The organism is Enterobacter cloacae complex sp. HYC074_NIDB (assembly GCF_056673345.1).
In genome coordinates this window covers 4,174,674-4,200,458 of record NZ_CP114214.1, presented here as the reverse complement: position 1 = coordinate 4,200,458, position 25,785 = coordinate 4,174,674, and the positions used below count along the sequence as shown (strand labels likewise).

Below are 25,785 nucleotides of genomic sequence, written 5' to 3'. Positions count from 1 at the left end.
CAAGCAACGATGAACCAGGACGGAAATGTTAAATGACAGGTAAAAAGCGTTCTGCCAGCTCCAGCCGCTGGCTTCAGGAACACTTTAGCGATAAATATGTTCAACAGGCGCAGAAAAAGGGGTTGCGTTCCCGCGCCTGGTTTAAACTTGATGAAATACAGCAAAGTGACAAACTTTTTAAACCGGGAATGACGGTGGTCGACCTCGGTGCGGCACCTGGCGGGTGGTCCCAGTATGCGGTTACGCAGATCGGCGGAACGGGCCGAATCATCGCATGCGATCTTTTACCAATGGATCCCATCGTCGGTGTCGACTTCCTTCAGGGCGACTTTCGTGATGAATTAGTGCTTAAAGCATTACTTGATCGTGTAGGTGACAGTAAGGTCCAGGTTGTCATGTCGGATATGGCGCCAAATATGTGTGGAACACCGGCGGTGGATATCCCCCGCGCCATGTATCTGGTGGAACTAGCGTTAGAAATGTGTCGTGATGTACTAGCGCCTGGTGGTAGTTTTGTTGTGAAGGTGTTTCAGGGCGAAGGTTTCGAGGAGTATCTTAAGGAAATTCGCTCCCTGTTTGCGAAGGTTAAAGTTCGTAAGCCGGACTCTTCCCGGGCCCGTTCCCGTGAAGTGTATATTGTAGCGACCGGGCGAAAATGATAACCGGGAGATTTCAGACGAAAGTTTGAATGAAACTGGATATAGAGTATCCTGACGCTGTTTTTAACACAGTTGTAATATGAGGTTAATCCCTTGAGTGACATGGCGAAAAACCTAATACTCTGGCTGGTCATTGCCGTTGTGCTGATGTCAGTATTCCAGAGCTTTGGGCCCAGCGAGTCGAATGGCCGCAAGGTGGATTATTCTACCTTCCTGCAAGAGGTCAATCAGGACCAGGTTCGCGAAGCGCGTATCAACGGACGTGAGATCAACGTTACCAAGAAAGATAGTAACCGTTACACGACTTACATCCCGGTGAACGATCCTAAGCTGCTTGATAACCTTCTGACCAAAAACGTCAAAGTGGTAGGCGAGCCGCCGGAAGAACCAAGCCTGCTGGCTTCTATCTTCATTTCCTGGTTCCCGATGCTGCTTCTTATCGGCGTCTGGATCTTCTTTATGCGCCAGATGCAGGGCGGTGGTGGCAAAGGTGCCATGTCGTTCGGTAAGAGCAAGGCGCGTATGCTGACGGAAGACCAGATCAAGACCACGTTTGCTGACGTAGCAGGTTGTGACGAAGCAAAAGAAGAGGTGGGTGAACTGGTTGAATACCTACGCGAGCCGAGCCGTTTCCAGAAACTGGGCGGTAAGATCCCGAAAGGCGTCCTGATGGTCGGCCCTCCGGGTACCGGTAAAACCCTGCTGGCGAAAGCCATCGCGGGTGAAGCGAAGGTGCCGTTCTTTACTATTTCAGGTTCTGACTTCGTTGAAATGTTCGTGGGTGTCGGCGCATCTCGTGTGCGTGACATGTTCGAGCAGGCTAAGAAGGCAGCACCGTGCATCATCTTTATCGATGAAATCGACGCCGTAGGCCGCCAGCGTGGCGCAGGCCTGGGTGGTGGTCACGATGAACGTGAGCAGACCCTGAACCAGATGCTGGTTGAGATGGACGGCTTCGAAGGTAACGAAGGTATCATTGTTATCGCGGCAACTAACCGTCCGGACGTACTTGACCCTGCGCTGCTGCGTCCAGGCCGTTTTGACCGTCAGGTTGTGGTCGGTCTGCCGGATGTTCGCGGTCGTGAACAGATTCTGAAAGTGCATATGCGTCGCGTACCGCTGGCGCCAGATATCGACGCGGCAATCATCGCGCGTGGTACTCCAGGCTTCTCCGGTGCGGATCTGGCTAACCTGGTCAACGAAGCAGCCCTGTTTGCCGCTCGCGGTAACAAGCGTGTAGTGTCCATGGTGGAATTTGAGAAAGCGAAAGACAAAATCATGATGGGTGCGGAACGTCGCTCCATGGTGATGACGGAAGCGCAGAAAGAGTCCACGGCATATCACGAAGCGGGCCACGCGATTATCGGTCGTCTGGTGCCGGAACACGATCCGGTACACAAGGTGACGATTATTCCGCGCGGTCGTGCGCTGGGTGTGACCTTCTTCCTGCCTGAAGGCGACGCGATCAGCGCCAGCCGTCAGAAGCTGGAAAGCCAGATTTCAACCCTGTACGGCGGTCGTCTGGCAGAAGAGATCATCTACGGTGCGGAACATGTTTCCACCGGTGCGTCGAACGATATTAAAGTGGCGACAAACCTGGCGCGTAACATGGTGACTCAGTGGGGCTTCTCCGACAAACTCGGTCCGCTGCTGTATGCAGAGGAAGAGGGCGAGGTGTTCCTGGGCCGTTCCGTGGCAAAAGCGAAACATATGTCCGATGAAACGGCACGTATCATCGATCAGGAAGTGAAAGCGCTGATTGAACGTAACTACGCTCGCGCCCGTCAGATCCTGAACGACAATATGGACATCCTGCATTCGATGAAAGATGCGCTCATGAAATATGAGACCATCGATGCACCACAGATTGACGACCTGATGGCGCGCCGCGAAGTGCGTCCGCCGGCAGGCTGGGAAGACCCAGGCGCGTCTAACAATTCTGACAACAATGGCACCCCGCGTGCGCCGCGTCCGGTCGATGAACCGCGTACGCCAAACCCGGGCAACACCATGTCAGAGCAGTTAGGCGACAAGTAAGTCACTGCTGTTGAAGCGTTTGTCTGTATCTCAAACCCTGGAGCTTGCTCCGGGGTTTTTCTTATCTGTTTAACCACATTAATCCCAGGGACTTCACCATGAAACTATTCGCCCAGGACTCGCATCTCGACCTTTCACATCCCCATGTGATGGGGATCCTGAATGTCACGCCTGATTCCTTCTCTGACGGCGGCACGCATAATTCGCTTATCGACGCGGTTAAACACGCGAATTTAATGATTAACGCGGGTGCCACCATCATTGACGTTGGAGGGGAGTCAACGCGGCCTGGCGCGGCGGAGGTTTCGGTGGAAGAAGAGCTGGCGCGCGTGGTGCCGGTGGTGGAGGCTATCGCACGGCGCTTTGAAGTGTGGATCTCTGTTGATACCTCCAAACCCGAAGTGATCCGTGAAGTGGCGAGAGTGGGCGCTCACATTATCAATGATATCCGCTCGCTGACCGAGCCGGGCGCGATTGAAGCCGCCGCAGAAACCGGGCTACCGGTGTGTCTGATGCATATGCAGGGCCAGCCTAAGACAATGCAGGAGGCGCCAAAATATGAAGACGTGTTTGCCGACGTCACCCGCTTCTTTATTGAGCATATCGAACGCTGTGAACGTGCGGGTATCGCAAAAGAGAAATTGCTGCTCGACCCGGGCTTCGGTTTCGGTAAAAATCTCTCACACAATTACGCGTTGCTTGCGCGCTTATCAGAGTTTCATCAGTTCGGCCTGCCACTGCTGGTGGGAATGTCGAGAAAATCGATGATTGGTCAGTTGTTGAATGTCGGGCCGAGCGAACGTCTGAGCGGCAGTCTGGCCTGCGCGGTGATTGCCGCGATGCAAGGTGCACACATCATTCGCGTCCATGACGTAAAAGAAACAGTAGAAGCCATGCGTGTGGTGGAAGCCACACTGGCAGCGAAGGAAAACAAACGCTATGAGTAATCGTAAATATTTTGGTACCGATGGCATCCGTGGGCGCGTAGGCGATGCGCCAATTACCCCTGACTTTGTCCTGAAGCTGGGCTGGGCAGCGGGGAAAGTGCTGGCGCGTCATGGCTCCCGTAAGATCATTATTGGTAAAGATACCCGTATTTCGGGTTATATGCTGGAATCCGCGCTGGAAGCCGGGCTGGCGGCGGCGGGGCTTTCAGCTTCCTTTACGGGGCCAATGCCAACTCCTGCTGTTGCCTATCTGACCCGCACCTTCCGTGCGGAAGCGGGCATCGTCATTTCCGCTTCCCATAACCCGTTCTATGACAACGGTATCAAATTCTTCTCCATCGACGGCACCAAACTGCCGGATGACGTGGAAGAGGCGATTGAAGCGGAAATGGAAAAAGAGATCACCTGTGTTGACTCCGCTGAGCTGGGTAAAGCCAACCGTATTGTCGATGCCGCAGGCCGCTACATTGAATTCTGCAAAGGCACTTTCCCGAATGAGCTGAGCCTGGCACACCTCAAAATTGTGGTGGACTGTGCCAACGGTGCGACTTACCACATTGCGCCGAATGTGTTCCGCGAGCTGGGTGCGAAAGTGATCACTATCGGCTGCGAGCCGGACGGTCTGAACATCAACGAAGAAGTTGGCGCGACAGACGTGCGTGCCTTGCAGGCGCGTGTCCTGGCTGAAAAGGCCGATCTGGGTATTGCCCTGGATGGCGATGGTGACCGTGTGATCATGGTTGATCACGAAGGTAACAAGGTCGATGGCGATCAGATCCTCTACATCATTGCGCGTGAAGGCCTGCGTCAGGGGCAACTGCGCGGTGGCGCCGTGGGCACTTTGATGAGCAATATGGGTCTGGAGCTGGCGCTGAAACAGCTGGGCATCCCGTTTGTTCGTGCGAAAGTGGGTGACCGCTACGTGCTGGAAAAACTCCAGGAGAAAGGCTGGCGTATTGGCGCGGAAAACTCCGGCCATGTGATCCTGCTCGATAAAACCACCACCGGTGACGGCATTGTGGCGGCGCTTCAGGTTGTTGCCGCGATGGCGCGTAACCATATGAGCCTGCACGATCTGTGCAGCGGCATGAAAATGTTCCCGCAGATCCTGGTCAACGTGCGTTTCACCGCGGGTAAAGGTGACCCGCTGGAAAATGATAACGTGAAAGCGGTGATGGCAGAGGTGGAAGCGACGCTTGGCAGCCGTGGGCGCGTCCTGCTGCGTAAGTCGGGTACCGAGCCGCTGATCCGCGTGATGGTGGAAGGCGAAGACGAAGCGCAGGTGACTGAATTTGCGCACCGCATTGCGGATGCAGTCAAAGCTGCATAATCTTTCAGAATAAGTGTTTAAAAAGGCGGCGTTTGCCGCCTTTGTTTTAAACAATTAATGGCTTTTTGCTGTTTTTTTCCGCAGTTGATACAATGCCTCGAAAATGCCCTTGCGAAGGTGATTCGCTTTGGTTAGTATTCACACCCGCTTCAGTGGGAAACAAAATCCTGCTAATTGGTCGAAGCATTGGTATGCGGCAAATCCGCAAGGAACAGGTTGATTATGTACGAAGCTCTTTTAGTTATTTTCCTTATTGTAGCCATCGCTCTCGTAGCGCTGATTATGCTACAGCAAGGTAAAGGCGCTGATATGGGAGCCTCCTTCGGAGCAGGCGCTTCTGGTACGCTGTTCGGTTCAAGTGGTTCTGCGAACTTCATGACCCGCACGACGGCGATTCTGGCTACGCTGTTCTTCATTATCAGCTTGGTGCTGGGCAATATCAACAGCAACAAGACCAGTAAAGGAAGCGAGTGGGAAAATCTGAGCGCGCCAGCAAAAACTGAGCAAACTCAGCCAGCTGCACCGGCTAAGCCAACCAGCGATATCCCGCAGTAAGTATTCCGTACCGAGGTGGTGGAATTGGTAGACACGCTACCTTGAGGTGGTAGTGCCCTAACGGGCTTGTGGGTTCGAGTCCCATCCTCGGTACCAATATTCCAGAAGAAAGACGTCGCAAGACGTCTTTTTTTTCGTCTCTATATTCTGTGTTTCCGATCTATTGTAGGGCGGGTAAGCGCAGCGCCACCCGCCGTTTTGCCCGGTAGCGCTGCGCTTACCTGGCCTACGAAGACTACAAATACCAAATAAAAAAGGCGCCCAATGGGCGCCTTTTGCATGTTTCATTATCGATTATTTCTTATCGCTGTGTTCCAGGTTCTCAACCTGTGGGAGGCCATTACCGGAACTGGCGGAGAGCAGGCCATTCTCAACATAGTTGAACAGCTTCTCACGGGTATCGGTGATGTCCAGGTTACGCATGGTCAGCTGGCCAATACGATCGTCCGGAGAGAATACTGACTCACCTTTCTCCATGGTCAGACGCTCTGCTTTATAGGTCAGGTTGTCAGACACGGTGTTCAGGATGGAGTAGTCGTTACCGCGACGCAGTTCCAGGGTCACTTCGCCGGTGATGGCGCTTGCCACCCAACGTTGCAGGGCGTCACGCAGCATCAGCGCCTGTGGATCAAACCAGCGACCCTGATACAGCAGTTTGCCCAGCTGACGGCCATGAGCGTGATACTGCTCAATGGTGTCTTCGTTGTGAATACCGGTCAGCAGACGCTCATAAGCGATGTGCAGCAGCGCCATCCCTGGAGCTTCGTAAATGCCGCGGCTTTTTGCTTCGATGATACGGTTTTCGATCTGATCGCTCATACCCAGACCGTGACGACCGCCGATGCGGTTTGCTTCCAGCATCAGTTCAACATCGTCGGAGAAGGTTTTACCGTTCAGGGCAACCGGATGACCACGTTCGAAACGCACGGTCACTTCTTCCGCCGGGATCTTCACGTTTTCATCCCAGAACTTCACGCCCATGATCGGGTTAACAATTTTTACGCTGGAGTTCAGGAATTCCAGGTCTTTCGCTTCGTGCGTCGCACCCAGCATGTTGGAGTCGGTTGAGTAGGCTTTCTCAACCGACATCTTGTAGTCAAAGCCGCAGGCAATCATAAACTCAGACATTTCATGACGGCCACCCAGCTCGTCGATGAAGTCGGTATCCAGCCACGGTTTGTAGATCTGCAACTCGGCGTTGGTCAGCAGGCCATAACGATAGAAACGTTCAATATCGTTGCCTTTATAGGTGCTACCGTCCCCCCAGATGTTCACGCCATCTTCTTTCATGGCGGCGACCAGCATAGTGCCGGTGACGGCACGACCCAGCGGGGTGGTATTGAAATAGGTCAGGCCGCCGGTAGTGTTATGGAAAGCACCGCACTGGATCGCGGCAATCCCTTCGGCGACCAGCTGCTTACGGCAGTCGATCAGACGTGCGTTCTCTGCGCCATATTCCATGGCACGACGAGGGATCGCGTCATAATCTTCCTCGTCCGGCTGACCCAGGTTCGCAGTATATGCATAAGGAACCGCTCCCTTCTGGCGCATCCACAGCAGTGCAGCGCTGGTATCCAGGCCGCCAGAAAAAGCGATGCCAATACGTTGTCCTACCGGGAGATGCTTGAGAATCGTCGTCATATAATAAAACCCTGCTTGATTGACTGATTAGAGACCGCTTTCGCTCTCGATGCATGTTTATGCAAAATAAGTGAGTATTCATTTAATCATCTTTTATCGACGACCGAAAGAGACGTGTGCGTTTTTTGTAAAAATTTCCCTTTTATTGCCCTGGCCGAAGTTGGGTTGACAGGTGGGGTCAACTATCAATATACTGAATGCCGATTTTACGTCCCGTCTTCGGTACCAAATCCCAGCATTATTTGCAAATTCTGTCCAAAACGCGTAGAATTTGCCACGTTTCAGGCGCGGGGTGGAGCAGCCTGGTAGCTCGTCGGGCTCATAACCCGAAGGTCGTCGGTTCAAATCCGGCCCCCGCAACCACTTTCCCATAAAGTTCTTTTTCAAATATACTGTGAAGACTTAGAGCCTTCGTAGCTGGATTTGAAAAAATGCTTTCGGAGAGTGCTCCAGGCCACAGTTGTGGCTATAGGGTTCAGTTATCTAAAGCCCCGATTTATCGGGGTTTTTTGTTATCTGACTACAGAATAACTGGGCTTTACGCCCTTTTTTTATGTCTTGGGGGTGGGCTTGTCCACATTAGAGCAAAAATTAACAGAGATGATTACTGCGCCGGTCGAAGCACTGGGCTACGAACTGGTCGGCATCGAATTCGTTCGCGGCCGTACATCCACACTGCGCATCTATATTGATAGTGAAGATGGCATCAATGTTGATGATTGTGCTGATGTCAGCCACCAGGTGAGTGCGGTTCTTGATGTTGAAGATCCGATTACCGTTGCGTACAACCTGGAAGTTTCCTCACCTGGCCTCGATCGTCCGATGTTCACGGCCGAGCACTACGTGCGCTTTACCGGTGAAGAAGTGGCTCTCGTTCTGCGTATGGCCGTACAGAATCGCCGTAAATGGCAGGGAATTATCAAAGCCGTTGATGGTGAAATGATCACGGTGACAGTCGAAGGCAAAGATGAAGTGTTCGCGCTGAGTAATATCCAGAAGGCGAACCTGGTTCCCCACTTTTAACAGTCTGGATTGAGGTGAAAAGCCCGCGATGAACAAAGAAATTTTGGCTGTTGTTGAAGCCGTCTCCAACGAGAAATCACTGCCGCGTGAGAAGATTTTCGAAGCGCTGGAAAGTGCACTGGCTACAGCAACCAAGAAAAAATACGAACAAGAGATCGATGTTCGCGTAGAAATCGATCGTAAAAGCGGTGACTTCGATACATTCCGTCGTTGGGTAATCGTTGAAGAAGTGACCCAACCGACCAAAGAGATCACCCTGGAAGCGGCACGTTTTGAAGACGAAAGTCTGAACGTGGGTGACTACGTTGAAGATCAGATTGAATCTGTTACCTTCGACCGTATCACCACCCAGACCGCGAAGCAGGTTATCGTGCAGAAAGTTCGCGAAGCCGAGCGCGCGCTGGTTGTCGATCAGTTCCGCGATCAGGAAGGCGAAATCATCACTGGCGTGGTGAAGAAAGTGAACCGCGACAACATCTCTCTGGAGATCAAATCCGAAGGACTGCCGGGTAACGCTGAAGCCGTCATCCTGCGCGAAGACATGCTGCCGCGTGAAAACTTCCGCCCAGGCGATCGTATTCGTGGTGTGCTGTATGCCGTACGTCCTGAAGCGCGTGGTGCACAGCTGTTCGTGACGCGTTCTAAACCAGAAATGCTGGTTGAACTGTTCCGTATCGAAGTGCCGGAAATCGGCGAAGAAGTTATCGAAATCAAAGCGGCGGCCCGCGATCCGGGCTCCCGTGCGAAAATTGCGGTGAAAACCAACGACAAGCGTATCGACCCGGTCGGTGCTTGCGTCGGTATGCGTGGCGCACGTGTTCAGGCGGTTTCTACCGAACTGGGCGGCGAGCGCATTGATATCGTTCTGTGGGACGACAACCCGGCGCAGTTCGTGATCAACGCAATGGCACCGGCTGATGTGGCGTCTATCGTTGTTGACGAAGACAAACACACCATGGATATCGCTGTAGAAGCGGGCAACCTGGCGCAGGCGATTGGCCGTAACGGTCAGAACGTACGTCTGGCGTCACAGCTGAGCGGCTGGGAACTCAACGTGATGACCGTTGATGACCTTCAGGCCAAGCATCAGGCTGAAGCCCACGCGGCGATCGATACCTTCACCAAATACCTGGACATTGACGAAGACTTCGCCACTGTGCTGGTTGAAGAAGGTTTCTCTACGCTGGAAGAACTGGCCTACGTGCCAATGAAAGAGCTGCTGGAAATTGACGGTCTGGATGAACCAACCGTTGAAGCCCTGCGTGAACGCGCTAAAAACGCACTGACCACCCTGGCGCTGGCTCAGGAAGAAAGCCTTGGCGATAAGAAGCCGGCTGATGACCTGCTGAATCTGGAAGGTCTTGATCGTGCGATTGCGTTCAAGCTGGCTGCCCGTGGTGTTTGTACGCTGGAAGATCTCGCTGAGCAAGGCGTTGATGACCTGGCCGATATCGAAGGTTTAACCGACGAGAAAGCCGGCGAACTCATCATGGCCGCACGTAATATTTGCTGGTTCGGCGACGAAGCGTAATAAACTGTAGCAGGAAGGAACAGCATGACTGATGTAACTGTAAAATCGCTGGCTGCTGAGATTCAGACCTCCGTGGACCGCCTGGTACAGCAATTTGCTGATGCAGGGATCCCGAAGTCCGCTGATGACTCGGTGACCGCGCAAGAAAAACAAACCTTGTTAGCGCACCTGAACCGTGAACACGGCTCTACGCCTGACAAGTTAACGCTACAGCGTAAAACGCGTAGCACGTTGAACATCCCTGGTACCGGTGGCAAAAGCAAGTCGGTACACATTGAAGTCCGCAAGACGCGCACCTTTGTAAAACGTGATCCGCAAGAGGCAGAACGCCTTGCCGCGGAAGAGCAGGCACAGCGTGAAGCGGAAGAACAAGCTCAGCGTGAGGCAGAAGCCACTGCCAAACGTGAAGCAGAATTAAAAGCTGAACGTGAGGCCGCAGAAAAAGCGAAACGCGACGCCGGTGAAAAAGCGAAGCGTGACGCTGCGGAAAAAGACAAAGTGAGCAATCAACAGACCGACGAAATGACCAAAACTGCCCAGGCTGAAAAAGCCCGCCGTGAAAATGAAGCTGCCGAGCTGAAGCGTAAAGCGGAAGAAGAAGCCCGCCGCAAGCTTGAAGAAGAAGCTCGCCGCGTCGCCGAAGAAGCGCGTCGCATGGCAGAAGAAAACGAGAAGAATGGTGTGAATACCGCTGAACCAACTGAAGATACCAGCGATTATCACGTCACCACGTCTCAGCATGCGCGTCAGGCAGAAGACGACAACGACCGCGAAGTAGAAGGTGGTCGTGGTCGTACTCGCAGTGCAAAAGCTGCGCGTCCTGCGAAAAAAGGTAACAAACACGCTGAATCAAAAGCTGACCGTGAAGAAGCGCGTGCAGCGGTTCGCGGCGGTAAAGGTGGTAAGCGTAAAGGTTCCGCTCTCCAGCAGGGCTTCCAGAAGCCTGCTCAGGCCGTTAACCGTGACGTTGTGATCGGCGAAACCATCACCGTTGGCGAACTGGCTAACAAGATGGCGGTGAAAGGCTCTCAGGTCATCAAAGCGATGATGAAACTGGGCGCAATGGCCACCATCAACCAGGTCATCGACCAGGAAACCGCACAGCTGGTTGCCGAAGAGATGGGCCACAAAGTTATCCTGCGTCGTGAAAACGAGCTGGAAGAAGCAGTCATGAGCGACCGTGATACGGGCGCAGCGGCTGAACCGCGCGCACCGGTTGTGACCATCATGGGCCACGTTGACCACGGTAAAACCTCTCTGCTTGACTACATTCGTTCTACTAAGGTTGCCTCCGGCGAAGCGGGTGGTATTACCCAGCACATCGGTGCTTACCACGTAGAAACCGAAAACGGCATGATCACCTTCCTGGATACCCCAGGCCACGCAGCGTTTACCTCAATGCGTGCTCGTGGTGCTCAGGCAACGGATATCGTTGTTCTGGTTGTTGCTGCCGACGATGGCGTGATGCCGCAGACCATTGAAGCTATCCAGCACGCGAAAGCGGCGCAGGTGCCTCTGGTTGTTGCAGTCAACAAAATCGATAAGCCAGAAGCTGATATGGATCGCGTGAAGAACGAACTGTCCCAGTACGGCGTTATGCCGGAAGAGTGGGGCGGTGAAGCGCAGTTCATCCCTGTATCTGCAAAAGCAGGTACCGGTATCGACGACCTGCTGAACGCTATCCTGCTTCAGGCTGAAGTTCTGGAGCTGAAAGCGGTTCGTAAAGGTATGGCGAGCGGCGCGGTAATCGAATCCTTCCTGGATAAAGGTCGTGGTCCGGTTGCAACCGTTCTGGTTCGCGAAGGTACTCTGCACAAGGGCGACATCGTTCTGTGTGGTTTCGAATACGGTCGCGTTCGCGCGATGCGTAACGAACTGGGTCAGGAAGTGCTGGAAGCGGGTCCGTCCATTCCAGTGGAAATCCTGGGGCTGTCCGGTGTTCCGGCTGCCGGTGACGAAGTAACCGTCGTACGTGACGAGAAGAAAGCGCGTGAAGTCGCTCTGTATCGTCAGGGTAAATTCCGTGAAGTGAAGCTGGCTCGTCAGCAGAAATCTAAACTCGAGAATATGTTCGCCAACATGACCGAAGGCGAAGTTCACGAAGTGAACGTTGTTCTGAAAGCGGACGTTCAGGGTTCTGTGGAAGCGATCTCCGACTCCTTGCTGAAACTGTCTACCGACGAAGTGAAAGTGAAGATCATCGGTTCTGGCGTAGGTGGTATCACCGAAACCGACGCAACTCTGGCAGCAGCGTCCAACGCGATCCTGGTTGGCTTCAACGTTCGTGCTGACGCATCTGCGCGTAAAGTGATTGATGCTGAAAGCCTGGATCTGCGTTACTACTCCGTCATCTATAACCTGATTGACGAAGTGAAAGCAGCGATGAGCGGCATGCTGTCTCCTGAGCTGAAACAGCAGATCATCGGTCTGGCTGAAGTACGTGACGTGTTCAAATCACCGAAATTCGGTGCGATCGCGGGCTGTATGGTTACCGAAGGGACCATTAAGCGTCACAACCCAATCCGCGTACTGCGCGACAACGTGGTTATCTACGAAGGTGAGCTGGAATCCCTGCGCCGCTTCAAAGATGACGTTAACGAAGTTCGTAACGGCATGGAATGTGGTATCGGCGTGAAGAACTACAACGACGTTCGCGTTGGCGATATGATCGAAGTGTTCGAGATCATCGAAATTCAGCGTACCATCGCGTAATCTTCGTCAACTGAAGATTAATTAGCGTAGGCCGGGTAAGCGAAGCGCCACCCGGCAGTAATTTTAAAAAGGGGCTTAAGCCCCTTTTTTGTCTGGAGAATTTATTATGGCGAAAGAATTTGGTCGCCCACAGCGCGTCGCGCAGGAGATGCAGAAAGAGATCGCTCTCATTCTGCAACGTGAAATCAAAGATCCACGCGTGGGTATGATGACCACCGTGTCTGGCGTGGAAATGTCCCGCGACCTGGCGTACGCCAAAGTGTTTGTAACTTTCCTGAATGACCAGGATGAAGACGCTGTGAAGAACGGCATTAAAGCGTTGCAGGAAGCCTCTGGTTTCATTCGCTCTCTGCTTGGCAAAGCGATGCGCCTGCGTATCGTGCCAGAGCTGACCTTCTTCTACGACAACTCGCTGGTTGAAGGTATGCGTATGTCCAACCTGGTGACCAGCGTGGTGAAACATGACGATGAGCGTCGTGTTAACCCGGCGGACGACAGCAAGGAGGACTGATGAGTCGTCCTCGTCGTCGCGGTCGTGACGTGCATGGCGTGCTGTTGCTGGATAAACCACAGGGCGCATCCAGCAACGACGTGCTGCAAAAAGTAAAGCGTATTTATAACGCCAATCGCGCGGGGCACACCGGCGCGCTGGATCCGCTGGCAACCGGCATGCTGCCGATCTGCCTGGGGGAAGCGACAAAGTTTTCCCAGTACCTGCTGGATTCCGATAAGCGCTACCGCGTGATTGCCAAACTGGGCCAGCGTACGGATACCTCCGATGCAGATGGCCAGGTGGTGGAAGAGCGCCCGGTGACCTTCAGCGCAGAGCAACTTGATGCGGCGCTGGACAGCTTCCGTGGTGATACGCTACAGGTGCCGTCGATGTATTCGGCGCTGAAATATCAGGGCAAAAAGCTCTACGAATATGCACGTCAGGGCATTGAGGTTCCGCGCGAAGCTCGTCCGATTACAGTGTATGAGCTGCTGTTCATTCGTCACGAAGGTGATGAACTCGAGCTGGAAGTACACTGTTCGAAAGGGACCTATATCCGCACCATCATTGATGACCTCGGTGAAAAGCTGGGCTGCGGCGCGCATGTGATTTATCTGCGTCGTCTGGCGGTCAGCAAATATCCGGTCGAACGCATGGTGACGCTTGAGCATCTGCACGCCCTGATTGAGCAGGCGCAAGCGCAGGGCGTTGCGCCGGCCGATCTGCTGGACCCGCTGCTGATGCCAATGGACAGTCCGGCAGTGGACTTCCCGGTTGTTAATCTTCCTTTAACATCGTCCGTTTACTTTAAGAACGGAAACCCGGTTCGCACAACGGGGGCACCGCTTGAGGGCCTGGTACGCGTGACGGAAGGTGACGAAGGGAAATTCATCGGTATGGGCGAAATGGACGGCGAAGGGCGTGTGGCGCCGCGTCGTCTGGTCGTCGAATATCCGGTCGAAGCGTGACGGTGATAACGCCTTACCTTGCGATAAGCAGGGGAGACGAGTAGAATATCGCCGCTTAACGCCTGGTAAATTGTTTAACAATCTGCGGGGCGTACATGGGATAGCTGAATTAGAGATCGGCATCCTTACATTCTTTATACTTTGGAGTTTGAAAATGTCTCTAAGCGTTGAAGCTAAAGCTAAAATCGTTTCTGAGTTTGGTCGTGGTACTAACGACAGCGGTTCTACCGAAGTTCAGGTTGCACTGCTGACTGCACAGATTAACCACCTGCAAGGTCACTTTGCAGAGCACAAAAAAGATCACCACAGCCGTCGTGGTCTGCTGCGTATGGTTTCTCAGCGTCGTAAACTGCTCGACTACCTGAAGCGTAAAGATGTTGCACGCTACACCGCGCTGATCGAGCGTCTGGGTCTGCGTCGCTAATTCTTGCGAGTTTCAGAAAAGGGGGCCTGATGGCCCCTTTTTTCAACCAGACGGCAGCAATTCAATGGAAACTATTGTATTGTTGCTATAAATGATCTTCATTGCAGAGGTTCGCGCGGCTAATGAGAGGCTTCACCCATGGGGGTGTCGGTTGTCATTAGTCGCGAGGATGCGAAGAAGGTCGGGTTAAATCGTCAGCACACCTGAGGTGTGCTTTCAAACATTTAAGAAAGGACAGAACTTTGCTGAATCCGATCGTTCGTAAATTCCAGTATGGTCAGCATACCGTCACGCTGGAAACCGGCATGATGGCGCGTCAGGCTACTGCTGCCGTTATGGTAAGCATGGATGACACTGCTGTATTCGTTACCGTAGTTGGCCAGAAAAAAGCTAAACCGGGTCAGGACTTCTTCCCGCTGACCGTTAACTACCAGGAGCGTACCTACGCTGCCGGTAAAATCCCAGGTGGCTTCTTCCGTCGTGAAGGCCGTCCAAGCGAAGGCGAAACCCTGATCGCGCGTCTGATTGACCGCCCGGTTCGTCCGCTGTTCCCGGAAGGCTTCGTGAACGAAGTGCAGGTTATCGCAACCGTTGTTTCCGTTAACCCGCAGGTTAACCCGGACATCGTTGCGATGATCGGTGCGTCTGCTGCCCTGTCACTGTCTGGTATTCCATTCAATGGTCCAATCGGTGCTGCGCGCGTGGGTTACATCAATGATCAGTACGTGCTGAACCCAACTCAGGAAGAGCTGAAAGAGAGTAAGCTGGACCTGGTTGTCGCCGGTACTGAAGCCGCGGTGCTGATGGTTGAATCCGAAGCTGAACTGCTGAGCGAAGACCAGATGCTGGGCGCTGTGGTCTTCGGCCACGACCAGCAGCAGGTTGTTATCCAGAACATCAACGACCTGGTGAAAGAAGCCGGTAAACCACGTTGGGACTGGCAGCCAGAAGCGGCCAACGACGCGCTGAACGCACGCGTTGCTGCACTGGCAGAATCTCGTCTGAGCGACGCATACCGCATCACCGACAAACAGGAGCGCTATGCTCAGGTTGATGTGATCAAATCTGAAGTGACCGCGACCCTGGTTGCCGAAGACGAAACGCTGGACGCTAACGAAATTGGCGAAATCCTGCACGCTATCGAGAAAAACGTTGTTCGTAGCCGCGTACTGGCAGGCGAGCCGCGTATCGATGGCCGTGAAAAAGACATGATCCGTGGTCTGGACGTGCGTACTGGCGTACTGCCACGTACTCACGGTTCTGCGCTGTTCACCCGTGGTGAAACGCAGGCGCTGGTAACCGCGACCCTGGGTACTGCACGTGACGCACAGATCATCGACGAACTGATGGGCGAGCGCACTGACAGCTTCCTGTTCCACTACAACTTCCCTCCGTACTCTGTGGGCGAAACCGGTATGGTTGGCTCACCGAAGCGTCGTGAAATTGGTCACGGTCGTCTGGCGAAGCGCGGCGTGCTGGCAGTGATGCCAGAAGCAGACAAATTCCCGTACACCGTACGTGTGGTGTCTGAAATCACTGAATCCAACGGTTCTTCTTCCATGGCTTCCGTGTGTGGTGCTTCTCTGGCGCTGATGGATGCAGGCGTGCCAATTAAAGCCGCCGTTGCGGGTATCGCAATGGGTCTGGTAAAAGAAGGCGACAACTACGTTGTTCTGTCTGACATTCTGGGTGATGAAGACCACCTGGGTGATATGGACTTCAAAGTGGCGGGTTCCCGCGACGGTATCTCTGCTTTGCAGATGGATATCAAAATTGAAGGTATCACCAAAGAGATCATGCAGGTTGCTCTGAACCAGGCTAAAGGTGCGCGTCTGCACATCCTGGGCGTGATGGAACAGGCTATCAACGCGCCACGCGGTGATATCTCTGAATTCGCTCCGCGTATTCACACCATCAAGATCAATCCAGACAAGATCAAAGATGTTATCGGTAAGGGCGGTTCCGTTATCCGTGCACTGACCGAAGAAACGGGCACCACCATCGAAATCGAAGATGACGGTACTGTGAAGATCGCAGCAACCGACGGCGAGAAAGCGAAATACGCTATCCGTCGTATCGAAGAGATCACGGCAGAAATCGAAGTGGGCCGTATCTACAATGGTAAAGTGACCCGTATCGTTGACTTTGGCGCATTCGTTGCCATCGGTGGCGGTAAAGAAGGTCTGGTACACATCTCTCAGATCGCTGACAAGCGCGTTGAGAAAGTGACCGATTACCTGCAAATGGGTCAGGAAGTACCGGTGAAAGTTCTGGAAGTTGACCGCCAGGGCCGTATCCGTCTGAGCATTAAAGAAGCAACCGAGCAGTCTCAGCCTGCTGCGGCGCCGGAAGCTCCGGCTGCTGAACAGCAAGGCGAGTAAGGTTGCCATTTGCCCTCCGCGCAGGCGGAGGGCTTATTATCAGGCAGGACGCCTTGTTAAGCCGCCGGGGGACAGGACGTTCATCCAATAGTTGTCTTCGGGAGTGGGAAATGAAGCCTTTTTTGCGCTGGTGTTTCGTTGCGACAGCTTTAACGCTGGCAGGATGCAGCAACTCTGCCTGGCGTAAGAGCGAAGTCCTCGCAGTGCCATTGCAACCGACTTTGCAGCAGGAAGTCATTCTGGCACGCATGGAACAAATACTTGCCAGTCGGGCTTTAACCGATGACGAACGCGCACAGCTTTTATATGAGCGCGGAGTGTTGTATGATAGTCTCGGTCTGAGGGCACTGGCGCGAAATGATTTTTCACAAGCGCTGGCGATTCGACCTGATATGCCTGAAGTATTCAATTACTTAGGCATTTATTTAACGCAGGCAGGCAATTTTGATGCTGCCTATGAAGCGTTTGATTCTGTACTTGAGCTTGATCCAACTTACAACTACGCGCACTTGAATCGCGGTATCGCATTGTATTACGGCGGACGTGATAAGTTAGCGCAAGATGATCTGCTGGCGTTTTATCAAGACGATCCTAATGATCCTTTCCGCAGCCTGTGGCTTTACATCGTTGAGCAGAAGCTTGATGAGAAGCAGGCCAAAGAAGCACTGAAACAGCGCTTCGAGAAATCGGACAAGGAACAGTGGGGATGGAACATTGTCGAGTTCTACCTGGGCAACATTAGCGAAGCAACGCTGATGGAACGCCTCAAGGCGGACGCAACGGATAACACCTCGCTCGCTGAGCATCTCAGTGAAACCAACTTCTATTTAGGTAAGTACTACCTAAGTCTGGGGGATATGGACAGCGCTACGGCACTGTTCAAATTAGCGGTTGCTAACAACGTACATAACTTCGTTGAGCACCGTTATGCATTGTTGGAATTATCGCTCTTGGGCCAGGAGCAAGACGACCTGGCAGAATCGGACCAGCAATAGCTGACGACATAAACATCAGCCCGTAATCTTTTGATTGCCATCACCTTCACTGGTGAGGGCGTTGTTGTTCGTCAATACACCTAATTTGAGCCGGTTCACACTTTTCAATGAAAATTGCTAATCATTTTCACGATGAGCTAAGTAGACTGGCCGCCATTAATATCGAGGCACTTGTACTACATGGCTGAATTCGAAACCACTTTTGCAGATCTGGGCCTGAAGGCTCCTATCCTTGAAGCCCTTAACGATCTGGGTTACGAAAAACCATCTCCGATCCAGGCTGAGTGTATCCCACACCTGCTTTCTGGTCGTGACGTGCTGGGCATGGCCCAGACTGGTAGCGGTAAAACCGCAGCATTCTCGCTGCCGCTGCTGAACAACATTGATCCGGACCTGCGCGCGCCGCAGATCCTCGTCCTGGCTCCAACCCGTGAACTGGCTGTTCAGGTTGCTGAAGCCATGACGGAATTCTCTAAACATATGCGCGGCGTAAACGTGGTAGCCCTGTACGGCGGCCAGCGTTATGACGTGCAGTTACGCGCCCTGCGCCAGGGCCCACAAATTGTTGTCGGTACGCCGGGCCGTCTGCTGGATCACCTGAAGCGCGGTACCCTGGACCTCTCTAAACTGAGCGGCCTGGTACTGGACGAAGCCGATGAAATGCTGCGTATGGGCTTCATCGAAGACGTAGAAACCATCATGGCGCAGATCCCGGAAGGTCATCAGACCGCTCTGTTCTCTGCAACTATGCCAGAAGCGATCCGTCGCATTACCCGCCGCTTCATGAAAGAGCCGCAGGAAGTGCGCATTCAGTCCAGCGTGACCACTCGCCCGGACATCAGCCAGAGCTACTGGTCTGTATACGGCATGCGCAAAAACGAAGCGCTGGTCCGTTTCCTGGAAGCGGAAGATTTTGATGCGGCGATTATCTTCGTACGTACCAAAAACGCGACCCTGGAAGTGGCTGAAGCCCTGGAGCGTAGCGGCTACAACAGCGCAGCGCTGAACGGCGACATGAACCAGGCCTTGCGCGAGCAGACCCTGGAGCGTCTGAAAGACGGTCGTCTGGATATCCTGATTGCAACCGACGTGGCAGCACGTGGCCTGGACGTTGAGCGTATCAGCCTGGTTGTAAACTACGATATCCCAATGGACTCCGAGTCTTACGTTCACCGTATCGGCCGTACCGGTCGTGCGGGTCGTGCAGGCCGTGCGCTGCTGTTCGTTGAGAACCGCGAGCGTCGTCTGCTGCGTAACATTGAACGCACCATGAAGCTGACCATTCCAGAAGCTGAGCTGCCAAACGCAGAACTGCTGGGCAAACGCCGTCTGGAAAAATTCGCCGCGAAAGTACAGCAGCAGCTGGAAAGCAGCGATCTGGATCAGTACCGTGCGCTGCTGTCCCAGATCCAGCCTGTCGCTGAAGGCGAAGAGCTGGACATGGAAACCCTGGCCGCAGCACTGCTGAAAATGGCGCAGGGCGAACGTAGCCTGATCGTGCCACCTGATGCGCCGATGCGTCCTAAGCGTGAGTTCCGTGACCGTGACGATCGTTTCGAACGTCGTGGCGACCGTAACGACCGTGGTCCACGCGGTGACCGTCCAGAGCGTGGTGGTGAAGACCGTCCACGTCGCGAGCGTCGTGACGCTGGCGAAATGGAACTGTATCGCATTGAAGTGGGCCGTGATGATGGTGTTGAAGTTCGTCACATCGTTGGCGCGATCGCTAACGAAGGCGACATCAGCAGCCGTTACATTGGTAACATCAAGCTGTTCGGTTCCCACTCCACCATCGAGCTGCCAAAAGGCATGCCGGGCGAAGTACTGCAACACTTTACTCGCACCCGCATCCTGAACAAGCCGATGAACATGCAGCTGCTGGGCGATGCACAGCCACGTCCTGACCGTGGCGGCGAACGTCGTGGCGGTGGTCGCGGTTTCGGTGGCGAGCGTCGTGAAGGCGGTCGCAGCGAAGGTCGCGGTGGTGAAGGCCGTCGTTTCTCCGGCGAGCGCCGCGAAAACCGTGGTCCACGCCGTGAAGAAGGTGCCAGCCGTCGTCGTTTCGGTGACGCGTAAGCCTTTCGCTTCTGACGTAAAGTAAAATATACAGCCCCGATAGTCGCTATCGGGGCTTTTTTTATTCCTTTTGTACTCTTGTACTGGTACAGTGCAGCACATTAAAATGCAGAACCACATTTTTCACTGGAGATAAGGCCGCATGGCAACACTAACCACCACCCAAACGTCACCTTCGCTGCTTGGCGGCGTGGTGATCATCGGCGGAACCATCATTGGTGCCGGGATGTTTTCCCTGCCTGTGGTCATGTCCGGTGCGTGGTTCTTCTGGTCGCTGGCGGCGCTGGTTTTCACCTGGTTCTGCATGCTCCATTCCGGGCTGATGATCCTTGAAGCAAACCTGAACTATCGCATTGGCTCCAGCTTCGACACCCTCACCCGGGATCTGTTGGGCAAAGGCTGGAACCTGGTGAACGGGCTGTCCATCGCGTTTGTACTCTATATCCTGACCTACGCGTACATTTCAGCGAGCGGGTCGATTCTGCATCACACCTTCTCAGAGATGTCGCTGAACGTTCCGGCGCGTCTGGCGGGTCTCTGCTTCGCGCTGGGCGTGGCGTTTATCGTCTGGATGAGCACCAAAGCGGTCAGCCGCATGACGGCAATCGTGCTGGGCGCAAAGGTCATCACCTTCTTTCTTACCTTCGGCAGCCTGCTGGGGCACGTCACGCCGGCCACGCTGTTTAACGTTGCCGAAACGAACACCTCTTATACGCCGTACCTGCTGATGACCCTGCCGTTCTGTCTGGCGTCGTTTGGCTACCACGGTAACGTACCGAGCCTGATGAAGTACTACGGCAAGGATCCGCGCACCATCGTGAAATGCCTGGTTTACGGCACGCTGCTGGCGCTGGCGCTGTATGTGATCTGGCTGCTGGGGACGATGGGTAACATCCCGCGTCCGGAATTTATCGGCATTGCGCAGAAGGGCGGTAACATTGATGTGCTGGTACAGGCGCTGAGCGGCGTGCTGAACAGCCGCAGCCTGGATCTGCTTCTGGTGGTCTTCTCGAACTTTGCGGTGGCGAGTTCATTCCTCGGCGTGACGCTGGGCCTGTTTGACTACCTGGCGGATCTGTTTGGTTTTGATGACTCTGCGACGGGGCGCTTCAAAACGGCGCTGTTGACCTTCCTGCCGCCGATTGTGGGCGGCCTGCTGTGGCCGAACGGTTTCCTGTACGCCATCGGCTATGCGGGACTGGCGGCCACCATCTGGGCGGCGATTGTACCGGCGCTGCTGGCGCGCAAATCACGTAAGCGCTTCGGCAGCCCGAAATTCCGCGTCTGGGGCGGAAAGCTGATGATTGCGCTGATTCTAGTATTTGGTATCGGCAACGCGGTGGTCCACGTGCTGTCGAGTTTTAACCTGTTGCCGGTATATCAGTAAGTTTTTGTGCCGGATGGCGGCTACGCCTTATCCGGCCTACGCGATCCCGTAGGCCCGGTAAGCGAAGCGCCACCGGGCATAGCAAAAAACTACCCCACCAACTCCTCTTTCACCTGCATTGCCAAATCAAACGAATGCAGACGCGCCTGGTGATCGAAAATCTGGCCGTTAACCATAATCTCATCCGCCTGGGTTTCACGCAGCACCGCCTCCAGCCCGTGACGCACTTTCGCCTTATCACCTACCAGCGACATACTCAGAGCCTGCTGCACGCCATACTGCTCGGAGGCCGACCACAGCTGATGCATATTCTCCACCGGCGGCGGAAGCTGGCCCGTCTCACCGCGACGCAGCTTCACAAACGCCTGCTGCATGGAGGTGAACAGGAATTCCGCGTCGCGATTGCTGTCGGCGGCAATAATGTTGATACAGACCATCGCGTACGGTTTCTCCAGACGCTCGGACGGTTTGAAGTGCGTGCGGTAGAGATGCAGCGCCTGATGCAGCATATCCGGTGCGAAATGCGAGGCAAACGCAAACGGCAGCCCCAGCTGGGCGGCAAGCTGCGCGCTGTAGAGGCTTGAGCCCAACAGCCATACCGGGATCTTCTCGCCGTAACCCGGTACCGGGCGCACGTGCGGGTTCGGGTCACGCGCGTCGAACCAGCCCACCAGCTCCGCCACATCGCGCGGGAAGTTGTCGATATCGCCGCTCATATGGCGGCGCAGGGCGCGCATGGTCGGCTGATCGCTGCCCGGCGCACGGCCAAGCCCTAAATCAATACGGCCCGGATAGAGGGTATTCAGCGTGCCGAACTGCTCGGCGATCACCAGCGGGGCGTGGTTCGGCAGCATCACACCGCCGGAGCCCAGGTGCAGTGTGGTGGTATTCGCCGCCAGATAGCCAATCAGCACCGAGGTGGCGGCGCTGGCGATGCCCACCATATTGTGGTGCTCCGCCAGCCAGTAGCGGTGATAGCCGCGCTTTTCGGCAAGCTGAGCAAGATCGAGAGAGTGCGTGAAGGCTTCTCTGGCCGAGGAGCCTTGTGGGATCGGCGCCAGATCCAGCACCGAAAACGGAATGGTTTTGTCAGTCATAACAGCTCACTTTGTCGACGGTCAATCTTTAATACTGCATTAAAAAATGATAACCGTTGTTAACAAAGTGAGCCTTTTTTATGCCTGCAATTCCAGCCCGGCGAGACGTCGCCAGTAACCGTTGCAGTCGCTGTTTGCCGTCAGAGGCAGCGGAGCAGCGCCATTTTCGTTAGCGCGGAATGCGTCCAGCATCGCGAACACGCCGGTATCCAGCGGTGACAGGCGCACCATATCGACCAGCCCGTCCATCGACGCCAGCTCGTTGCCCAGGTTATAGACATAGCCGCTCATGGTCTGAATACCGTTGAGAACAAACACCTGCTGATTCTCCTGCGACAGCATGCTGCGCCCGTTCGGATACTTAATACAGCAGGTTTCGCACTCGTCTTTCGGACGATCTTCGGAACGTGCGGTGAAGCAGCGGGCAGAGTAGGCCAGCGGCAGATGCCCATAGCTCAGAACTTCCACTTCAAACTTGTTGCGAATGCCCAGCTCTTCGCACTGTGTAAGCAGGTTGGCCAGCCAGTCGCGGGAGAGTTCAACCGGCATGCACCAGCGGGTCATCCCCTGTTTGAGCAGCAGGCGCAGGGTCACGGCGTTATAGCAGTTCAGGGCATGTCCGGCGACAAACGGCAGCTTACGTTCGGCGCACATGTTCACCACGCCCAGGTCGCTCGCCTCCAGCAGGAACTCACCGTTTTCGACGTAGCGCTTCAGCTCGCCCAGTTCAGAGGACGCCTGCACCAGCGCCAGCGTCGAGAGCACCACCTGCTTGCCGCTGCCGGCCAGGCTTTTCGCCATATCCAGCCAGTCGCCCACTTTGGTGGCGCGGCGCTTGCTGCACACCGCTTCGCCGAGGTAAATCACATCGGCGCTGCTGTTAGCCGCCTGCTGGTAAAAATCTTCCAGCGTCTCTTTTGGCCAGTAGTAAAGCACCGGCCCTAATGAATATTTCATGATTATATCACTGCCATTTACGGTGATACGCGCCGAGCGTGGTTTGGGTGCCTTCGGACATCGCGCCGAGCGTCTCCATCCATGCCGCCTGCGGAGCGTAGTTTTGCGGGTCCGCCATGCAGCGGTCGATGGCCTGACGCCACACCTTTGCCACCTGGCTCACGTAGGCCGGGCTGCGCTGGCGGCCTTCGATTTTCACCGAGGCAATATTGGCGGCCAGCAGCTCTGGCAGCAGTTCCAGCGTGTTGAGGCTGGTGGGCTCCTCCAGCGCGTGGTAGCGCTCGCCGTCCACCAGATATCGGCCTTTGCACAGCGTCGGGTAGCCCGCGTTTTCACCGTCCTGATAGCGGTCAATTAACACATTATTCAGGCGTGACTCCAGTCCCTGCGGCGTTTGCTGCCAGCGAACGAAGCGGGCAGGCGAGCAGGCGCCGACGGTATTTGGCGATTCGCCGGTCAAATACGAGGAAAGATAGCAGCGGCCTTCAGCCATGATGCACAGGCTGCCGAAGGCAAAAACCTCCAGCGGCACTGGCGTGACGCGCGCCAGTTGCTTAACCTGATGAATAGAGAGTACGCGCGGCAGCACTACGCGAGCCACGTCAAAGTGTCGATGATAAAAACGGACGGCCTCTTCATTGGTGGCCGATGCCTGAACAGAGACATGGCGCTCAATATGCGGATAACGTTCTGCCGCATACTCAAGCATGGCGAGATCGGCCAGGATCAGCGCATCGGCGCCCAGCTGGGCCGCCATATCCACGGCGCGCTGCCAGCGGGCATAGCCATCAGGATGGGCAAAGGTATTGATGGCGATGTGCAGTTTGCGCCGGTGCTGGTGGACGAAGTTAACGGCTTCCTGAAGCTTTTTCTCCGTAAAGTTAAGACCCGCAAAATGGCGGGCGTTGGTATCATCTTTCAGCCCGATATAGACCGCATCGGCCCCATTTTCGATGGCCGCCTTAAGCGCCGGAAGGTTTCCGGCAGGGCAGAGCAGCTCCATAATTTATCCCGATGTTGTCGATCGCAGGGATCGTAAAAAATGTTAACGAGCTGGGATTTTAATTAACCCATACGCGACAATTTTTGATTTAAGGCAGCTAATGGCGTATTGATGGCACCAATAATGAGGTACACCGGACAACGGTTTGTTGATTTACGCCGCTATCTTCTTGTCGGGATATGGCAAAATAGCAGGACTATAGCTATCAGGGAGTAAAGCTCGTGCTGGATAAACTGCGTTCACGTCTCGTACAATTTGGTCCATCAATGCTGAGCGTGCCGGTAAAACTGGCGCCGTTCGCGCTTAAACGCCAGGTGCTGGAACAGGTACTGAGCTGGCAGTTCCGCCAGGCGCTACAGGACGGTGAGCTGGAGTTTCTGGAAGGCCGCTGGTTAAAGATTGAAGTGCGCGATATCGGGTTGCGCTGGTTTACTTCCGTTGAGAACGATCGGCTTATCGTCCGTGAAACCGCCGAGGCGGATGTCAGCTTTAGCGCGGATGCCAGCGATCTGCTGATGATCGCCGCGCGCAAACAGGATCCGGACACCCTCTTCTTCCAGCGTCGTCTGGTGATTGAAGGCGACACGGAGCTCGGTCTGTACGTCAAAAATTTAATGGATGCCATTGAACTGGAGCAGATGCCGAAAGCGCTGCGTATGATGTTGATGCAAATGGCAGATTTCGTTGAGGCCGGGCTAAAAACCCCGCCGGACAGTAAACACACTTCAGTAGGTGAACCATGCTGATTCGAGTCGAAATTGGGATTGATGCGCCGGGTATCGATGCGTTGTTACGCCGCTCTTTTGCAGGCGACGCCGAAGCCCAACTGGTTCACGATCTTCGCGAAGATGGCCTGATTACGCTGGGCCTGGTTGCCACTGACGATGAAGGGCAGGTGGTCGGCTACGTGGCCTTCAGCCCGGTGATTGTGCAGGGTGAAGAGTTACAGTGGGTCGGCATGGCGCCGCTGGCGGTGGATGAAAACTACCGTGGCCAGGGCCTGGCGCGCCAGCTGGTCTATGAAGGGCTGGATTCCCTGAATGAATTTGGCTATGCCGCTGTCGTCGTTCTGGGCGATCCGGCGTTCTACGAACGTTTAGGTTTTGAGCCAGCGTCCAGATACGATCTGCGCTGCCACTGGCCGGGCACGGAAACATCTTTCCAGGTGCATCCTCTGGCGGATGATGCGCTCGACGGCGTTACCGGTCTGGTGGAGTACCACGATCATTTCAATCGTTTTTAAGCAGGCTTTCGCGTAGCGCCTCGAAAGAGCCGTCCCCGTTGACGAGACGCTCTTTCTGGCGCTTTGTCAGCTGCTTGATGCGGTATTCCAGCCTGAGCGCCAGGGATCTGTCGCCCACGGCGGCTGAAAACGCTAACTGAAGTTCACCTTTCCCCCGTAGTGCTTTCGCCCCTTTCCCCGTTTGATGTTGTAAAAAACGCCGTGCCACATCGGTAGTGATCCCGGTGTAGAGTGCGTTATCAGCGGTTCGGACAAGATAGAGAAACCAGCACACGGTAAACAGATTCAGTATGTTAAGGTGAACGCACCATAGCATGAGAGAGAGC

At 54.6% G+C, this 25,785-nt stretch carries 23 protein-coding genes and 2 tRNA genes; 20 read left to right on the top strand and 5 right to left on the bottom strand.

The window, feature by feature from the left end; genetic code table 11:
• The first annotated feature begins 32 nt into the window (after positions 1 to 32).
• The 6 genes from rlmE (at position 33) to O1724_RS20375 (ending at position 5,624) form a co-directional block, all read left to right on the top strand.
• Positions 33 to 659, top strand: coding sequence for a 23S rRNA (uridine(2552)-2'-O)-methyltransferase RlmE (gene rlmE / locus O1724_RS20400; protein WP_003861812.1), 627 nt, complete (start codon positions 33 to 35; stop codon positions 657 to 659).
• 102 nt (positions 660 to 761) lie between these two features.
• Entirely contained in the window at positions 762 to 2,696 is a 1,935-nt protein-coding gene (gene ftsH, locus O1724_RS20395; protein WP_003861810.1) for an ATP-dependent zinc metalloprotease FtsH, read from the top strand.
• A gap of 98 nt (positions 2,697 to 2,794) precedes the next feature.
• Complete coding sequence (gene folP, locus O1724_RS20390) at positions 2,795 to 3,643, top strand: dihydropteroate synthase (protein WP_003861807.1); 849 nt, start codon at positions 2,795 to 2,797, stop codon at positions 3,641 to 3,643.
• Positions 3,636 to 4,973: a phosphoglucosamine mutase gene (gene glmM, locus O1724_RS20385; protein ID WP_003861804.1), complete on the top strand. Its 1,338-nt coding sequence runs from the start codon at positions 3,636 to 3,638 to the stop codon at positions 4,971 to 4,973. Before folP ends, glmM begins: the two co-directional genes overlap by 8 nt.
• A gap of 222 nt (positions 4,974 to 5,195) precedes the next feature.
• A complete protein-coding gene (gene secG / locus O1724_RS20380) occupies positions 5,196 to 5,528 on the top strand; it encodes a preprotein translocase subunit SecG (protein ID WP_003861803.1) in 333 nt (110 codons plus the stop codon).
• Positions 5,529 to 5,537: 9 nt separating this feature from the next.
• Positions 5,538 to 5,624 (top strand) — tRNA-Leu (locus tag O1724_RS20375).
• A 198-nt stretch (positions 5,625 to 5,822) separates the two neighbouring features.
• On the opposite strand, the gene argG is transcribed toward O1724_RS20375, so the two are convergent.
• Positions 5,823 to 7,169, bottom strand: a complete 1,347-nt coding sequence (argG, locus tag O1724_RS20370) for an argininosuccinate synthase (RefSeq protein ID WP_023323785.1) — start codon at positions 7,167 to 7,169, stop codon at positions 5,823 to 5,825.
• A gap of 286 nt (positions 7,170 to 7,455) precedes the next feature.
• Between argG and O1724_RS20365 the strand changes: the two genes are divergently transcribed.
• From O1724_RS20365 to mtr, 12 genes are all read left to right on the top strand, one after another.
• A tRNA-Met gene (locus O1724_RS20365) sits at positions 7,456 to 7,532 on the top strand.
• 207 nt (positions 7,533 to 7,739) lie between these two features.
• Entirely contained in the window at positions 7,740 to 8,192 is a 453-nt protein-coding gene (gene rimP, locus O1724_RS20360) for a ribosome maturation factor RimP (RefSeq protein WP_014833432.1), read from the top strand.
• Between the two features lie 28 nt (positions 8,193 to 8,220).
• Complete coding sequence (nusA, locus tag O1724_RS20355; RefSeq protein WP_003861798.1) at positions 8,221 to 9,723, top strand: transcription termination factor NusA; 1,503 nt, start codon at positions 8,221 to 8,223, stop codon at positions 9,721 to 9,723.
• 24 nt (positions 9,724 to 9,747) lie between these two features.
• A complete protein-coding gene (gene infB / locus O1724_RS20350; RefSeq protein ID WP_126297099.1) occupies positions 9,748 to 12,435 on the top strand; it encodes a translation initiation factor IF-2 in 2,688 nt (895 codons plus the stop codon).
• A gap of 106 nt (positions 12,436 to 12,541) precedes the next feature.
• Positions 12,542 to 12,946: a 30S ribosome-binding factor RbfA gene (gene rbfA / locus O1724_RS20345; protein ID WP_003861793.1), complete on the top strand. Its 405-nt coding sequence runs from the start codon at positions 12,542 to 12,544 to the stop codon at positions 12,944 to 12,946.
• Positions 12,946 to 13,896, top strand: a complete 951-nt coding sequence (gene truB, locus O1724_RS20340) for a tRNA pseudouridine(55) synthase TruB (protein ID WP_003861791.1) — start codon at positions 12,946 to 12,948, stop codon at positions 13,894 to 13,896. Before rbfA ends, truB begins: the two co-directional genes overlap by 1 nt.
• Positions 13,897 to 14,050: 154 nt before the next feature.
• Positions 14,051 to 14,320: a 30S ribosomal protein S15 gene (rpsO, locus tag O1724_RS20335; protein ID WP_003861789.1), complete on the top strand. Its 270-nt coding sequence runs from the start codon at positions 14,051 to 14,053 to the stop codon at positions 14,318 to 14,320.
• Positions 14,321 to 14,562: 242 nt separating this feature from the next.
• Positions 14,563 to 16,701 carry a polyribonucleotide nucleotidyltransferase gene (pnp, locus tag O1724_RS20330; RefSeq protein ID WP_003861786.1) on the top strand — a complete coding sequence of 713 codons (2,139 nt, stop codon included), beginning with the start codon at positions 14,563 to 14,565 and terminating at the stop codon, positions 16,699 to 16,701.
• Positions 16,702 to 16,811: 110 nt separating this feature from the next.
• Positions 16,812 to 17,696, top strand: a complete 885-nt coding sequence (nlpI, locus tag O1724_RS20325) for a lipoprotein NlpI (RefSeq protein ID WP_003861782.1) — start codon at positions 16,812 to 16,814, stop codon at positions 17,694 to 17,696.
• A 107-nt stretch (positions 17,697 to 17,803) separates the two neighbouring features.
• Positions 17,804 to 17,884 carry a protein YrbN gene (gene yrbN / locus O1724_RS20320; RefSeq protein ID WP_097397692.1) on the top strand — a complete coding sequence of 27 codons (81 nt, stop codon included), beginning with the start codon at positions 17,804 to 17,806 and terminating at the stop codon, positions 17,882 to 17,884.
• Positions 17,877 to 19,772 carry a DEAD/DEAH family ATP-dependent RNA helicase gene (locus O1724_RS20315; RefSeq protein ID WP_003861780.1) on the top strand — a complete coding sequence of 632 codons (1,896 nt, stop codon included), beginning with the start codon at positions 17,877 to 17,879 and terminating at the stop codon, positions 19,770 to 19,772. Before yrbN ends, O1724_RS20315 begins: the two co-directional genes overlap by 8 nt.
• A 142-nt stretch (positions 19,773 to 19,914) precedes the next feature.
• The gene (mtr, locus tag O1724_RS20310) at positions 19,915 to 21,159 is read left to right on the top strand and encodes a tryptophan permease (RefSeq protein WP_126297100.1); all 1,245 of its coding nucleotides are present in this window, start codon (positions 19,915 to 19,917) and stop codon (positions 21,157 to 21,159) included.
• Positions 21,160 to 21,248: 89 nt separating this feature from the next.
• On the opposite strand, the gene O1724_RS20305 is transcribed toward mtr, so the two are convergent.
• The 3 genes from O1724_RS20305 to ubiU all read right to left on the bottom strand — a co-directional run bounded on the left by O1724_RS20305 (position 21,249) and on the right by ubiU (position 24,216).
• Positions 21,249 to 22,256, bottom strand: a complete 1,008-nt coding sequence (locus O1724_RS20305) for a luciferase-like monooxygenase (RefSeq protein WP_045347165.1) — start codon at positions 22,254 to 22,256, stop codon at positions 21,249 to 21,251.
• Between the two features lie 78 nt (positions 22,257 to 22,334).
• A complete protein-coding gene (locus tag O1724_RS20300; protein ID WP_126297101.1) occupies positions 22,335 to 23,213 on the bottom strand; it encodes a U32 family peptidase in 879 nt (292 codons plus the stop codon).
• A 7-nt stretch (positions 23,214 to 23,220) separates the two neighbouring features.
• Positions 23,221 to 24,216 carry a ubiquinone anaerobic biosynthesis protein UbiU gene (gene ubiU, locus O1724_RS20295; protein ID WP_022649510.1) on the bottom strand — a complete coding sequence of 332 codons (996 nt, stop codon included), beginning with the start codon at positions 24,214 to 24,216 and terminating at the stop codon, positions 23,221 to 23,223.
• 221 nt (positions 24,217 to 24,437) lie between these two features.
• Between ubiU and ubiT the strand changes: the two genes are divergently transcribed.
• Both ubiT and O1724_RS20285 read left to right on the top strand, forming a co-directional pair.
• Complete coding sequence (ubiT, locus tag O1724_RS20290; RefSeq protein WP_003861771.1) at positions 24,438 to 24,962, top strand: ubiquinone anaerobic biosynthesis accessory factor UbiT; 525 nt, start codon at positions 24,438 to 24,440, stop codon at positions 24,960 to 24,962.
• The gene (locus O1724_RS20285) at positions 24,956 to 25,459 is read left to right on the top strand and encodes a GNAT family N-acetyltransferase (RefSeq protein WP_003861769.1); all 504 of its coding nucleotides are present in this window, start codon (positions 24,956 to 24,958) and stop codon (positions 25,457 to 25,459) included. The genes ubiT and O1724_RS20285 overlap by 7 nt, the downstream gene beginning before the upstream one ends.
• On the opposite strand, the gene O1724_RS20280 is transcribed toward O1724_RS20285, so the two are convergent.
• Positions 25,446 to 25,775 (bottom strand): GIY-YIG nuclease family protein, encoded by a 330-nt coding sequence (locus O1724_RS20280; protein WP_003861768.1) that lies wholly within the window; start codon positions 25,773 to 25,775, stop codon positions 25,446 to 25,448. The genes O1724_RS20285 and O1724_RS20280 overlap by 14 nt on opposite strands.
• Positions 25,776 to 25,785 lie beyond the last annotated feature (10 nt).